This is a genomic window from Flavobacterium sp. NKUCC04_CG, assembly GCF_019345525.1.
Lineage (GTDB): Bacteria > Bacteroidota > Bacteroidia > Flavobacteriales > Flavobacteriaceae > Flavobacterium.
The window spans coordinates 388667-403256 of the sequence record NZ_JAHKRA010000001.1 but is presented as its reverse complement, the minus strand read 5'-3'; the positions used below and the strand labels follow the sequence as shown (position 1 = coordinate 403256).

Sequence of the window (14590 nt, the reverse complement as noted above, 5' to 3'; positions counted from 1 at the left end):
TTGTTAAAATGATATGCCGTTTTCGTTAAACCCCGTAGTGGTGACATGATTCTAACAAATCATATATCGTTACAAAATATGCCGGTAAAAGAATGTTTTATTTTCGTTGAATCCCGTAGGGGTGACATGATTCTAATCGTTTTTCATTTATTTTTTTTAAAAATCGACAGCAATACAATTACGCTTAAAATACTTGAAACCAAAATACCCAGTAGCCCTAAGGTGGGGATGCCCCACATATAAGGCGGTTTATTGGCAATCACTAATAAGCCGGTGGCGATACAAAATCCGGCAATCAGAACCGTAAAAGCAAGTCTATTTAGCGCTGTTGCTATGGCCTTATTTGATGAGTTTAAGTCTTTGTTTTGCTGGTTGATAACAATTTTCCCCTCGTTAATTTTTTGGAGTAAGGAACTCAGGTTTTCGGGTAATTCACCCAAACCGTCGCCGATGTTTCTCAAGGTTTTAGTACTTTTGTGTAACAGTTGTTCCGGACTCCATCTGCGCAGAAATATTTTTTTAATATAGGGTTTTACGCTCTGAATTAGATTCATACTCGGATCAAGATCTCTTCCAATGCCCTCAATCAGCACTATACCCCTAACGAGTAAATAGGTGTAATCGGGCATTAGAATTTCATTGTTATTTAGGATCGTTGTAAACTTTTTTAAGATGTCTTTGAGGTCTATGTTTTCTAATGAATCGTTGTCTAAAATATCAAAAAGTTCGTGAATTTGACGTTCGAGTTTCTGTTCGTCGTCCAACTTGATTTCCAGCGCCATTTTTTTGAGTGTTTTAATCAGGCGTTTGGCATCTTTAGCGATAAAGTTTATGATAAAATCTTCTAGGTGTTCTTTGTCTTTGGGAATCATTTTTCCCATACATCCAAAATCGATAAAGGCAAGTGCGCCATTGGGCATTACAAATAGATTTCCTGGATGGGGGTCGGCATGAAAAAAACCGTGCTCCAAAACTTGCGTCAGATACACATCTAACCCACTTTGGGCTATTGTTGTCAAATCCAAACCTTGCTCGATTAATTTGGGCTTATCGGTAACTTTTGTTCCCTCTATATAATCCATGCATAAAATCTGGTCGTTTGAAAGTTCTCGATGGGGTAAAACAGCTTGTACTTTGGGATTGTCTTTAAAATTTTGAGCGAACTGATCCATATTGTTTATCTCGTTTAGAAAAGACATTTCTTCGTAAATAGACTTTTCGAATGAGGCTACCACATGGGTCAGGTTTAGTTTTCTAAAAGTTTCACTAGATGCGACCAATAATTTGGCGAGATCCTTTATAATCAATAGATCTGAAGTGGTTTTTTCTTTTATACCTGGACGTTTTATTTTTAAAATCACCGCTCTTTTATCCGACAATACTGCACGATAAACTTGTGAAATAGACGCTGTCGCAAGAGGTGTTTTACTGATTTCCAGAAAATATTGCTCGGGGTCGATTTCTAATTCCTGTTTTAAAATGGCATAGATATCCAAATCCATAGGAGCAACATTGTCTTGTAATTTTTTCAACTCCACGATGAGTTCTGCGGGTAATAAGTCTTCTCTATTGCTGAATGTTTGACCCAATTTGATATAAGTAGGTCCCAAATCCTCTAAGACCATGCGTATTCTCTCGTAAACACTAAAGGAGGATAAGCCTTCTTTAACGTCCTTATCCCCATCGGGCGGGCTGTTTTTTTTGAGCTTGGTCTGTATCAGTAACTCATTAAAACCATATTTTGAAAGAATAGCAATCAATTCGGCGGTTCGCAAAAATTTTTTCTTTTGATTTTCCATGTTGATATAGAAGTTGGTATATAAATATAACTATAAACAAGAAGATAGGTAAGAATTTTCGAAAACATTGGGTTCTTTTTAAGGAATTGTAGGAATTTAAACTTAATCAATATAGGTAGTTATGCCGATTTATTTGTTGCGACAAAGGGAATAAATTGTTGAAAAGCTCGTTTTTTAGAATCATTTTTTATCTTTACGTCTTATAAAAAATATTAGATATGTATCCATTTAGAATTAAACCTTTAGTATGGGCAGCAGTGCTTAGTATTGGAGTTTCTACAAGTTATGCTCAAGATCGTTTAGTCAATTCATTAAAAGTGAATGCCAGCGAGAAAAGCAAAGATTTTTTTCAGTTCACAGATGTTGTTAATATTGAAAATACTTCTATAAAAAACCAAGGTTCATCAGGAACGTGTTGGAGTTACTCCGCCAATTCTTTTTTGGAGTCGGAAATGATGAGAATGGGTAAGCGTCCGGTAGAGATTTCTCAAATTTTTTCTGCGCGTAATGCTTATGTTGAAAAGGGAAAAATGTATGTAAAAATGCAAGGAGCAGTAACATTAGGAGATGGTGGTGCTTTTCACGATGTTATCAATATGTATAGAAAATATGGGGCAGTACCTCAATCGGTATATACGGGATTAAACTACGGTACGACCATCAATAAGTTTGGAGAGATGGGTGCTGTAATGGAAGGAGTTTTAAAAGCAGTAGTATCTAATCCTAATGGTAAACTAACTCCAAATTGGGAAAAAGCATATACTTCAGTAATCGATGCGTATCTTGGAGTTCCTCCAGAGCAATTTGAATACGAAGGAAAAAAATACACACCTAAAACCTTTGCTAGTGAAGTCATTGGCATCAATGCGGACGATTATATTGAGATCAGCTCGCTTACGGACTACCCTTTATACTCGAAATTTACTTTGTTAGTACCGGATAACTGGGCATTCGATCAAGTGTATAATGTAAAGATGGACGAGTTAAGCGATATCGTTGATTATGCGGTTAAAAACGGATTTACTGTGGCCTGGGCTGGCGATGTTAGTGAAAAGTCTTTTAGCTGGAAAAACGGCGTGGCCTTTGTGCCAGAAAAAGAGTTTGAAGACATGACTGCTGACGAAAAAGCGGACTTGTTTAACGGGCCTAAAAAAGAGGCTAAAGTAACTCCAGAAATGCGTCAAATCGCCTTTGAAAATTATAGTACTACCGACGATCATGGTATGCACATTGTAGGATTGAGCAAGGATCAAACTGGAAAAGAGTATTATATAGTTAAGAATTCTTGGGGAACGACCAACGATTATAAAGGTTATTTGTATATGACAAAAGAATATGTAAAGTATAAAACTACCTCCATTATGATTCACAAAAAAGGAATTCCAACGGCATTAGCTAAAAAAATGAATTTATAAGAATATCTCAATAAGTGGGGTGGAAAAAGGGTAGTATGTTATATACTGCCCTTTTTTTGGTTAATGTTTTAATGAAAATCGCCCTTATTTTGATAATATTTATTATTTTTGAAAGAAACACTATGGATAAAGTACAGATAGGGATTGGCAAAATGATCGAGACAATTTTGATAAGCTTACCGAAAATTGCCGTCGGACTAACGATTTTAGTTATAGGAAGTTTTGCGATTAAATGGATTTTAAGGTTTATAAAGTTGCGTTTTGAAAAAAGAAATGTCGATATTTCTCTACGAGGGTTTTTGATTTCCATTTTCAGATTTGCACTTTACGCTTTATTATTGATTACGGTGGCCTCGACTATGGGCATCCAAACCACCTCTTTTGTAGCTGTATTTGGGGCGGCTGGTTTAGCGGTTGGTTTAGCGCTGCAGGGAAGTTTGTCTAATTTGGCAGGGGGTGTGTTGATTTTGATATTTAAACCGTTTAAAGTGGGGGATTATATATCTAACCCGGCGGGAACAGCAGGAACCGTGGAGCGTATAGATATATTGTATACCTCGTTGCGCACGGCAGATGGAATTAGCGTTTATAGTCCGAATGGAACCTTAGCTAATTCGGTGATTTCTAATTTCACCAACATTACACAGCGCCGTTTTGACTTTACAATCGGAATTTCTTATGATGCAAATATTAAGGAAGCCAGAGCGTTGATGATGGAGGTGCTGATGAAAGATGGTAGAGTGCTCTCTACTCCTAAACCGGATATCTTTGTGAAGGGATTGGGGGAGAGTTCTGTGGATATGACCGTACGCGGTTGGACTGCACCTGCGGATTACTGGCAAGTATTCTATGAAATTCAAGAAAAATTAAAAGTTGCCTTGGATCAACATAAAATTGAAATACCTTTTCCACAAAGGGATTTACATATTGTGAAAGGAAATTTGGAATAAAAAAAAAGACTGTCTAGAAGACAGTCTTTTTTTTTATTCCATTACGTAATCTTTATAAATCTCGGCGATTTCTTCAAACTGTTTTAAAAGTTCTAAAGGATCGTCAGTGGTTACTAATTTTTGACGGTGTGATTTAAAACTGTGGATGCCTTTAAAATAGTTGGTATAATGACGGCGCATTTCTACGATACCCAAGCGCTCACCTTTCCACTCCATAGACCATATCAGGTGATTTTTAGCAGCTTCTAAGCGATCTTCTACCGTTGGTGGAGCCAGTGTTTCACCTGTATTAAAAAAATGTTTGATTTCATTAAATATCCATGGGTAACCAATCGCTGCTCGTCCAATCATCATGCCGTCTAGACCAAATTTGTCTCTGTATTCTAGTGCTTTTTGCGGGCTGTCGATATCGCCATTTCCAAAAATAGGAATCGTAATACGCGGATTGTTTTTAATTCGTTCAATGTGGCTCCAATCGGAATGACCTTTATACATTTGTGCCCGAGTACGTGCATGTACCGTTAGCGCTTGTACTCCGATATCCTGAAGTCGTTCAGCAACTTCATCGATATTGATGGAATCTTCATCCCAACCCAAGCGCGTTTTTACCGTCACGGGTAAATGCGTACTTTTGATAACCGCTTTGGTTAAACGTACCATCAAATCGATGTCTTTTAAAACCCCAGCGCCGGCACCTTTACAAACTACTTTTTTTACTGGACAGCCAAAGTTGATGTCAACTAAATCAGGCTGAACCGTTTCTACAATTTTTGCAGAAAGGGCCATGGCTTCTTCGTCGCCTCCGAAAATTTGTATTCCAACCGGACGTTCGTAATCAAATATATCCAATTTCATTCTGCTCTTCATCGCATCGCGAATCAATCCCTCTGAAGAAATGAATTCTGAATACATCAAGTCAGCACCGTGCATCTTACACAATCTGCGGAAGGGCGGATCGCTAACATCTTCCATTGGAGCTAGTAATAAAGGGTAATCGGGAAGTTCGATGTTTCCTATCTTAATCATGGTCATTCAATTTGCTGCAAAAGTACGATAATTTTTATTCAATAAGTGCGGTTTGTGGCAACGGCTTTATTTGGCTAATCCGGACTGTTTTAACTGTTTATTGTTATTGTGGGTGGGTGGTTTTTCCGGTTTTGTATAGGGTAATTCCGCGCCAGGGATAGCAGCGGAAATCCTTTGCCTAAATTGTAGCTATCCTCATAGTGTTAGAAGCTTGGCAAAGATTTAAAGCGGATAGCCCGGCCTGAAAGGGGCGCTAAAAACAATAATTAATACACGTTTTTACTGCTGTTTTTAATGTATGGATTTTTATAATCGGGCATAAGCAGTGGTATTTCTAAATTTTTTACACTAATTTTATACACGGTATCACGGCCTATACCTTTGGTTTTTTGGGGGTGGTAAAATGAACGAAACACGCTATTTAATAGATATATTATGAAGAAAAAATCACAAATTCTTGTCTTAACATTGATTTTGGCATTATCATCCAGTATTTCCGCTCAAAATAAGGATAAAACGGATATGTTTCCAAAAGCTAAAGAGGGGTACAAGAAAGTCGTAATTAGCTTGCCAGAAATTAAAAAAGAGCAGGAAAATTATAAAATTGAAGTTTTTATTGGTAAAGTTACCACTACAGACAGTTGTAATACGTATTCTTTAATTGGGGAGCTTAGCGAACACCAGGTCGAAGGTTGGGGGTATTCGTATTATAATTTTGATTCAGAAAGTCGTATTTTAAAAACCTTGATGATGTGTCCGGACGACAAAAAGTTGGAACGATTTGTTCACAATGGAGGAAGTTTATTGCAATATAACAGTAAATTACCTTTGGTGTTTTATGTAGCCGATGATTTGGAGGTGCGTTACAAAATTTGGAAAACAGATGGTAAATGGTTGAATAAAGAAATTAAAAGAAAAAAATAGATTTAAGCCCGTATGACGGGCTTTTTTTTAATAGTATATCGGCTAAATACCTTTATTTTCCGTAAATTTATTTTCCAATTTTTTCTCAATAAATTATGAAGTCTCCTAATTTTGAATACAGTCCATTCCGCGTCATTATCTCTTTTCATAAATTAGTAGAGGCGATGGAGCAGGCTATGGTACAGATGGATAATAGTCATTTGCTAGCCTATTACAAAGATTTGTTGACTCAAGTGTATGCAAAACCTGAATTGATTTCCGGTATGTATAGTGATGTGGAAGTTTTGAGAAACGAAGTTTTAATAGGTAAAATACTCGAGGGTTTATTTCCGAAAGCGCTTACCGATAACGAAATAAAAGCGGTGTCTTTACCGTTTCAAAACCTAACGTTTAATTATACAGCCCGTTTTAAAAAAATATTGGCTGCTGCGGGAAGTGATTTTGAAATCGTTATTCGCGGTTTGGGGCAACATGAATATTATGTGATGTGTTGCTGTATTATTTTAAATTACTATTATCAGACCGATTTTGATCTCTCCAGACCTTATTTCTTTGATATACCCGATGAAAAGGGGATTATGAAGCATTACCGCATGTTTCACAATGCCGATTTTATCGAGGTTATTCCTACGGAAACGGCTACGGCTATTAGTCCGGAGGATATTATTTTGTTGAAGGAGAATTATAACGATTTAGATTTATGGATGGAAAAATTTCCGCCAGATGCATGGATTATAAAGGGTTTCGGAATATTGAGTTTGGTTGATGTTACCATAGAAAATGCCTTGTCTAGTTTAAAGGGGAATTTACTTAAATCAGAATTGGAGCGCTACAGCTTAAAAGAGGAGTTGCAACGTATTTTTAGTTCGATTTTTAAAATCGGATCTATTCATATTGGTTTTACACCTTTTTTGGAAGCGGAACGAATTATTATTGGTACCAATGCCATTGTGGGTTTTACAACCTATTCGTTAAGACCAAATTCGAACGACTTGATTTTGTCTAAAAACGTTTTAAAGGTGTTGTTTGATGATATGGACTATTATAGTATATCGGACATGGAAATCTTTGCCCAACAAGAGGGCAATGAAGAAATGGGACAATATTTATTATCGGTGGGCATCGCGAGTTGTATTTTAGCACCGATAATAGTTGGTGGTAAAATCGAGGGGATTATAGAAGTAATATCGCCGGAAAAAGGCGCATTACACAGCGTCAATGCTAGAAAACTTGACTATGTTATGCCGATTATCTTAGATACTTTTGAACGGGTTAATTCCGACATAGATAATCAAGTAGAAGCTATTATTCAAAAAGAATATACCACAATTCACCCTAGTGTGTACTGGAAGTTTTTACAAGAAGCTAGAAAGGCATATTTTGAGGCCATAGGCCAACGAAACTTCAGTTATAAAGAAATTGTTTTCGAAAAGGTATATCCGCTTTTTGGTGAAACGGATATCAAAGGATCTACGGATATTCGAAATGAAGCGGTAGTATTGGACCTTAAGGCACAGTTGTTGGCGTTGCTCTCGATGTTAAAAGCCATGAGTTCTCAGGATAATTTTCTGTTATTTGAACAACGGGTTTTCGAGTTGGAACGATTTTCTAATCTACTCGATAAGCATTTGTTGTCGGGTATGGAACAGCAAATAGAGGAATATATAGTTAAGGAAATTCACCCCCTATTAAAACGTTTGGTTTGGAATGATTCTCAGCAAGCCAGTTTGGAGAACTATTTTGCGCTAATCGATTCCGATTCGCAAACCTATTATCAAAAGCGCAAGCTTTTTGATACCACGGTAGCGCAAGTGAACAAAAAACTATCGGCTTTTCTAGATACGAATCAAGAAAAAGCTCAGCACATTTTCCCGCATTATTACGAGCGCTTTAGAAGTGATGGTATTGAGCACAATATGTATATAGGCGCCTCGATTACTCCTACACAAACATTTGATATCATTTATTTACACAATTTAAGATTGTGGCAATTACAAGTAATGTGTGAAATGGTATATGCACATGAAAGGGATAAAAGTCATGCGCCATTTGACATTCAATTGACTTCTTTGATTTTAATTTACGATGCGGCGGTTGCCATCCGCTTTCGAATGGATGAAAAGCGTTTTGATATTGATGGGTCTTATCATTCTCGATTTGAAGTGATTAAAAAGCGATTGGATAAGGCGCGTATACTCGATAGTCAAGAGCGCATCGTTCAGCCCAATAAAATTACCATTGTTTATATGAATTCCGTCGATCGTGAGGAATACTTAAAATACGTAAGGTATTTGCAATTCAAAAATGTCTTGTTGGAGCAAATAGAGGAAATTAGTATCGAAAATTTACAGGGAATCTCAGGACTACATGCTTTAAGGGTAGAAATAAATGTCTTGCAAGAAAAAACGGAAGAAGCTTATAAATATGATAATCTAATGAAGGAATTTCTTAAAACCCAATTCCAATAAACGCTAAAACGAACGAAATCACAGATGCCAATATGCCAACCATAAAGATGTTATAAGTGATGCGTAATAATTTGTATTTGCGATTTAAGACTAAGCCCAAATAATACAAATCCTGAATGAGTGAGTTGTAGAGATAAGTTCGGTCTTTCATAACTTCGTTCATTGCCCAAGTGTATTCTTCAAGGGGCATTTTATGGAAATTTCCAAAGAACAACAGATTGACTTTTTGTTTTTCGATATCTTCCCGGGTAAAAGTACCGCTAGTCACTTTGGGTTTGGTTGACAATATCGCAAAAATGATTGTAGCAACACTTGATATAAGCAAAACAAAGGTAGGGTATATCAAATGTGCGTTTTTAGCACTGTCCAACTTTGGAATAAGCGTAGAAAGACAAATCGAAATGATGATTGCATTGACCGATAGTAAAATATTGGCCTTGCTGTCTGCAATGTCACTCAAACGAGTATGGTTGTTTAGGGTTACTCGAAATAAAGTATCTATACCGCGTTCTGGTCTTTCTGCCTTTTCAGCTTTCTTCTGTTTTTTAAGGGCTTTTTCTAAAGCCTCTTTTTCGTTGTCTTTTGAATTTAAATTTTCGATTTGTTGTTCTATTTTTAAAAGGTTTTGTTCTTTGATTGGTTGCCAGTTTTTCTTAGCGTAATCGCTGTAATAGCGGTGCTTATTTAGCATCATATCCTTATTGCCTAAAGCCCATTCCAAATCTGTAAAATCCTTGTTTAAACAATTTTTTAATTCGGTGCGTAAAAGGCAACAAATATGGCTGTAATTGGGGTCTCCAAAATGCGAGAAATCGGCATCTTTGATATAACCTTCTAATTTGTTCTTAGGTTCAAGGGTATATTGAGTCGCTAATATAAGATTGCACACAGCTTGTATCCCTGCTTCGGGATACGCTTCTTTTTCCAAAAATTCACGCGCCATTTGAGCACTTGCAAATTCGTGTTTTTCGCAGTTTTGACTGTATCCAATATCGTGAAACCAAGCGGCAATAAGCAAATGCTCCGCATCTTGGTCTGGAATATTTTCGGCTGTAATCAACTCTTTGGTAGCATAAACTACCCGAACGGTATGTGAAAAATTGTGATATGAATGTTGCTGATATAACTTATCTTTGTATAACTTAGAGATAAATTCTTCCGCTTTTTCCAGTACTGCCATAATGACCAAATTTACGAACTTTAAACTTATGAAAATATTTTTTTACGCTACTGCAATTTTGCTTAAATATCGCGTTTTTAGCGTTATTTTTTTGGTTTTACTCTTGAATTCTTGTGCTACACATAAAAAACAATATGGTAGCGCGGTAGTAGACCCCTTTGAGACTGTTACGACAGACTCGGCAAATATAGCTCATACTTTTTATTTAATAGGCGACGCGGGCAATGCAGAAGAGTCTAAAGCTAAACGCGCATTAGCGTTATTTAGTATGCGGTTGTCCCATGCAAATAAAAATAGCACTTTGCTTTTTTTGGGCGATAATATTTATCCTCGCGGAATGCCAGCAATGGATGCAGTAGATAGAAAATTAGCAGAGCGTAAAATCGATGAGCAAATCGCGTTAGCAAAAGATTTTAAAGGCAAGTCTGTATTTATAAATGGAAATCACGATTGGTACAACGGTTATGACGGTGTGGTACAACAAGCGAATTATATAACGGAAAAGTTGTCCGATAAAAAGGCTTTTTTACCTCGTAAAACCTGCGGATTTGAGCGTTTGAAAATTTCCGATGAGGTAGTGTTGTTGGTGATTGATAGCGAGTGGTTTTTACAAGACTGGGACAAACATCCAAAAATCAATGAAAATTGTAGCATTAAAACACGGGAGGACTTTTTTGAAGAACTTCGCAGTGAGCTGAATAAGAATCAGAATAAAACCATAGTGATAGCCATGCATCATCCGGTATATAGTAACGGGTCTCATGGGGGTTATTTTTCGGCAAAAAAACATTTGTTCCCATATAAAAATATCCCGGCGCCAATTTTGGGTTCTCTGGTTAATTATTTGCGTAAGGTTTCGGGAGCAAGCCCACAGGAAATTCAAAACAAAAGGTATAGTGAACTGGCCAATCGGGTGCGTACTTTGGTTCAGGGTCAGGACAATATTGTAATCGTCTCGGGGCACGAGCATACCCAACAATACATAGAGAAAGACGGTGTTAAGCAAGTGATAAGCGGTGCGGGTTCTAAGGAAGAGGAGGCAAGAGCCATACAGCCCATCAGTTTTTCATCGGGTAGATTGGGTTATGCTACGCTAGAAATTTTAAAAGACGGAGCGAGTTCCATTCAATTTTATACGGTTGAAAACGGAAGGGAAGAATTGGCATTTAGCCGCAAGATAATTACGCCGCTTCCGCCGCAAGAATTTACTTTTTTAGAAAACAAAAGCGCCGTGGTTGCCTCGAGTATTTATCCAAAAGCTTGGACGGTTAAAGGGGGGGCTTATCGATTTATTTGGGGCGACCATTATCGGAAATATTACGGAATGGATATCGTTGCACCTACCCTTTATTTAGAAGATATTCACGGCGGATTAAAGCCAAAGATCTCAGGAGGGGGAAATCAATCTTTATCTCTTAGATTAGAATCTGGTGAAGGCAAAGAGTACGTGATGCGAGGCGTAAAGAAAAGTGCATCTCGTTTTGTACAGTCGGCGGTCTTTAAAGATCAATATGTAGAAGAAGCGATAAAAGGCACTTTTGCAGAGCGTTTTATTTATGATTTTTATACCACAGCCCATCCATTTACTCCGTTTATTATTGGTGATTTGTCCGAGTATTTGGGTATCTATCACACCAATCCGGAATTGTATTATATACCGAAGCAACAGGCATTAGGACGTTATAATGCAGTTTACGGTGGAGAACTCTATATGATAGAAGAACGTCCAACAGACGGGCATGAAGAAGAGGAATCGTTTGGGAATGCTGCTGTAATTATCAGTACTGATGATGTGATGAATAATCTGCGTAAAGACGAAAAATATAAAATTGACGATACCGCTTACTTAAAAGCGCGTTTGTTCGATATGTTAATCGGCGATTGGGATCGACATGCTGATCAATGGCGTTGGGCACAATTCAAAGAAGGGGAAGCCGTTGTTTATAAACCGATTCCGCGCGACCGAGATCAGGCTTTTGCCAAAATTGATGGGGCGCTTTTATCGCTGATAAAAAAATTACCGCCCTTACGACATATGCAAAGTTTTAAAGAAGATTTCCCCGCTGCGCGGTGGATGAATAAAACGGCGTTTCCAATGGATATGGACTTTCTCAAAAGTAAATCGGAAGCGGATTGGGTGAATCAAGCTAAAGAAATCGCAGCGACATTGACCGATGCTCATATTGACGAAGCCTTTTCTAAATTACCGATAGAAGTGCAAGACGATGAAATGAAGCGCATCATAAAAACCTTAAAAATCAGAAGAAGTGGTTTGGCCGACTTTGCAGTGAAATATTATAAGGCATTAGCAGAGACAGTTGTAGTTCGGGGAACCGATAAAAAAGATCGGTTTGTACTAACTAGATTAGACAACGGTTCGGTTCAACTCCAACAATACCGTGCCAAAAAATCGGGCGAAGAAAAAATCTTTGAACGGACTTATGCAGCTAAAGAAACCAAAGAAATTTGGGTTTATGGATTGGACGATAAAGACGAGTTTCAAATAGTAGGAGCCGCAAAGGCGAAAATTAAAGTGCGTTTGATTGGCGGGCAGAATCACGATCTTTTCCAAATTGACAACAACCGTAAGCTGATTGTTTACGACTATAAAACAAAAGACAATACCGTCGAGTCCAAATCTTCTACGCGAACCGTTTATAGTGATCGCTATGATTTAAATAATTACGATTACCGAAAAGTACCACTAAACGTTAATATGTTGTTGCCAAATGTAGGCTACAATCCAGATGACGGCGTTAAGCTAGGAATCAATTATTCGTCGATTCGCAACAATTTTGTACAAGAACCGTTTACTACTAAACATACTTTTAAGGCCAATTATTCATTTGCTACACAAGGTTTGGACGGCACCTATAAAGGCTTTTTTGCCAATGCAACTAATTCCTGGATGTTTGCTGTTGAAGCTAAGGCAACCAGTCCTAATTTTGCACAAAACTTTTACGGATTTGGAAACGAAACCCATTATTTTGATGAGGAAAAAGGCGATGACTATAAGCGGGTGCGCATTGAATCCTATCAAATTAAACCCGCCTACCGTTATGAAGGTAAATTGGGAGGGCAATTTGAAATAGGGGCGAGTTTTGAAACTTTAAAAGTAGAAAAAACCTCGGGTCGTTTTGTAACGGAGTCACCAGAAATTTCTCCGGATGTATTTCGCTTTCAAAATTATTTGGGCGCTCAGATTAATTACGATTATGAACGTTATAATTCCAAATCCAAACCGACTTTAGGATTTGGGTTTCATTGGGAATCCGGATGGAAATACAATACAGCCGATAGCGACAAACAATTTGGTTTTATCAATACCAGTCTGACTTTTAATGTGCCAATAGACCGATTAGAACGGTTCGTATGGGCATCGAAATTTAAATATAAAGCTCGTCTAGAAGATGGTTTTGATTTTTATCAAGCAGCCACTTTAGGAGGAAATGATGAGTTAAGAGGGTTTCGTCCGGAGCGATTTACTGGAAAACAAGCGTTTATGCACAGTTCTGATGTTCGATGGAATATAGGCGAAATCAATGGTGGTTTAGTTCCTATGCAATATGGTATGTTGGTAGGGTTCGATTATGGCCGAGTATGGAATCCTGGTGAGTCATCGAACAAATGGCATAATTCCTATGGTTTGGGCTTTTGGGTTAATGCCATAGAATCCTTAACTCTACAAACGTCGTATTTTAAAAGTGTGGATGGAGGGCGTTTTGTCTTTGGTTTAGGATTTGGTTTTTAAATCAGATATTTTTATACGATAAACCAGACCGCCTTGTTTTTTCTTGGCTTCATCAGAGACAATCAGCGTTTGATTGTCTTGAAATAAGATGGATTCCTTTTGCGTCAATTCAGCAAATTCAAAAGACGAAGTAGTTCCTGAGAGTATATTGTCTTTTGTGAAATTTTCCAACAGCCAAATTCTGCCTTGAGTCAATACCGCAATGGTTTTTAAATCGGGGCTTATAGCTGCACTGGTTACTGCGCATTGTTGGTAGATACCACATGTTTTAAACGTACCTATTAATTGAGCAGCATGGCGTCCAGTTCTATTGGGAATTTGGTAGACCAAAGAAGTTCCGTCAAAGGCTTTGCTGCGGTTTTTTGTAAAAATATAAAAGGAGTCACCCAAGCTAAAAAAGGCTTCCGCATCGTATAACATTTTTGTTTTCTTTGGTGGAAAAGCTTTTTGTTCTGGGTAATAAAAAGAAATAACCTCCGCTGTGGTTTCCGTTTTTTTAGTGCTTAAATCGGCAGCAGCGATTTTTAATATTTTTAAATCTTGGCGTAGGTTGTCGTTATTGCCAAAATCTCCAATATATAAATTGTCGTCTGCGTCGTAGGTTAGCTCTTCCCAGTCGTGATTAACCGCATTAGTAATGGCAAGTGTTTTTTGAATTTTACCGCTTTGATCTAAGGCGTAAATTTCATTTTTATTACCGCTGTCTTCAATAACCCACAGCAGCTTGTTGCGGTCTAAATGCATACCGGAAACTTCTTTTAAGTTTTTGGGAAAGGGGTATAAAACTTCGGTGAAATCTGCTTTTTGAGCACAACTACTGGCAAAAACCAGTAAGACTATAAACGATTGGAAAAACTTCATAATACACCTTTAGGAATTAAGCTGGTTAAAGATAGTCCTTTTTTGTGGAATGTGTGATTTTGTCAGTAGAATCAGAAGCCACTATGTTTTAAGATATTGGAGGTTTTATCATTAAAAAAAGAGGTTTATGTAGGTGTATTTTGCGTTTGTGTAAACGTTACATGAAGGTGTTTTTACGGAGATTAGCAGTTGGTGATTAAAAAATATAAAAAAAGA

The 14590-nt window shown here is 37.5% G+C and carries 9 protein-coding genes; 5 read left to right on the top strand and 4 right to left on the bottom strand.

The window, feature by feature from the left end; translation table 11 throughout:
* Window positions 1-143: 143 nt before the first annotated feature.
* Complete coding sequence (locus tag KO524_RS01665) at window positions 144-1799, bottom strand: AarF/ABC1/UbiB kinase family protein (protein WP_219288596.1); 1656 nt, start codon at window positions 1797-1799, stop codon at window positions 144-146.
* A 218-nt stretch (window positions 1800-2017) separates the two neighbouring features.
* Here KO524_RS01665 and KO524_RS01660 point away from each other — a divergent pair, with 218 nt between their 5' ends.
* Together KO524_RS01660 and KO524_RS01655 are read left to right on the top strand one after the other, a co-directional pair.
* Window positions 2018-3214 (top strand): aminopeptidase C, encoded by a 1197-nt coding sequence (locus tag KO524_RS01660; protein ID WP_219288593.1) that lies wholly within the window; start codon window positions 2018-2020, stop codon window positions 3212-3214.
* A 122-nt stretch (window positions 3215-3336) separates the two neighbouring features.
* Complete coding sequence (locus tag KO524_RS01655) at window positions 3337-4164, top strand: mechanosensitive ion channel family protein (protein ID WP_219288589.1); 828 nt, start codon at window positions 3337-3339, stop codon at window positions 4162-4164.
* A gap of 33 nt (window positions 4165-4197) precedes the next feature.
* Here KO524_RS01655 and dusB read toward each other — a convergent pair whose 3' ends face one another.
* A complete protein-coding gene (gene dusB, locus KO524_RS01650; RefSeq protein WP_219288586.1) occupies window positions 4198-5190 on the bottom strand; it encodes a tRNA dihydrouridine synthase DusB in 993 nt (330 codons plus the stop codon).
* Between the two features lie 435 nt (window positions 5191-5625).
* Between dusB and KO524_RS01645 the strand changes: the two genes are divergently transcribed.
* Together KO524_RS01645 and KO524_RS01640 are read left to right on the top strand one after the other, a co-directional pair.
* On the top strand, window positions 5626-6114 hold the full coding sequence (locus tag KO524_RS01645; RefSeq protein WP_219288583.1) for an ecotin family protein: 489 nt from the start codon (window positions 5626-5628) through the stop codon (window positions 6112-6114).
* Between the two features lie 95 nt (window positions 6115-6209).
* A complete protein-coding gene (locus KO524_RS01640; RefSeq protein WP_219288580.1) occupies window positions 6210-8582 on the top strand; it encodes a GAF domain-containing protein in 2373 nt (790 codons plus the stop codon).
* Here KO524_RS01640 and KO524_RS01635 read toward each other — a convergent pair.
* A complete protein-coding gene (locus tag KO524_RS01635) occupies window positions 8563-9762 on the bottom strand; it encodes a Pycsar system effector family protein (RefSeq protein WP_219288578.1) in 1200 nt (399 codons plus the stop codon). The genes KO524_RS01640 and KO524_RS01635 overlap by 20 nt on opposite strands.
* Before the next feature lie 28 nt (window positions 9763-9790).
* On the opposite strand from KO524_RS01635, the gene KO524_RS01630 reads away from it, so the two are divergent.
* Window positions 9791-13513, top strand: coding sequence for a metallophosphoesterase (locus KO524_RS01630; RefSeq protein WP_219288574.1), 3723 nt, complete (start codon window positions 9791-9793; stop codon window positions 13511-13513).
* On the opposite strand, the gene KO524_RS01625 is transcribed toward KO524_RS01630, so the two are convergent.
* A complete protein-coding gene (locus KO524_RS01625) occupies window positions 13496-14374 on the bottom strand; it encodes a hypothetical protein (RefSeq protein WP_219288571.1) in 879 nt (292 codons plus the stop codon). The two genes, KO524_RS01630 and KO524_RS01625, sit on opposite strands and share 18 nt — an antisense overlap.
* Between the last annotated feature and the right edge of the window lie 216 nt (window positions 14375-14590).

What these genes read in the sequence shown, in the direction of transcription:
- KO524_RS01640 (WP_219288580.1), top strand. Translation starts at nt 6,210, where the DNA reads ATGAAGTCTCCTAATTTTGAATACAGTCCATTCCGCGTCATTATCTCT.
- KO524_RS01625 (WP_219288571.1), bottom strand. Translation starts at nt 14,374, where the DNA reads ATGAAGTTTTTCCAATCGTTTATAGTCTTACTGGTTTTTGCCAGTAGT.
- KO524_RS01665 (WP_219288596.1), bottom strand. Translation starts at nt 1,799, where the DNA reads ATGGAAAATCAAAAGAAAAAATTTTTGCGAACCGCCGAATTGATTGCT.
- KO524_RS01660 (WP_219288593.1), top strand. Translation starts at nt 2,018, where the DNA reads ATGTATCCATTTAGAATTAAACCTTTAGTATGGGCAGCAGTGCTTAGT.
- KO524_RS01635 (WP_219288578.1), bottom strand. Translation starts at nt 9,762, where the DNA reads ATGGCAGTACTGGAAAAAGCGGAAGAATTTATCTCTAAGTTATACAAA.
- dusB (WP_219288586.1), bottom strand. Translation starts at nt 5,190, where the DNA reads ATGATTAAGATAGGAAACATCGAACTTCCCGATTACCCTTTATTACTA.
- KO524_RS01630 (WP_219288574.1), top strand. Translation starts at nt 9,791, where the DNA reads ATGAAAATATTTTTTTACGCTACTGCAATTTTGCTTAAATATCGCGTT.
- KO524_RS01655 (WP_219288589.1), top strand. Translation starts at nt 3,337, where the DNA reads ATGGATAAAGTACAGATAGGGATTGGCAAAATGATCGAGACAATTTTG.
- KO524_RS01645 (WP_219288583.1), top strand. Translation starts at nt 5,626, where the DNA reads ATGAAGAAAAAATCACAAATTCTTGTCTTAACATTGATTTTGGCATTA.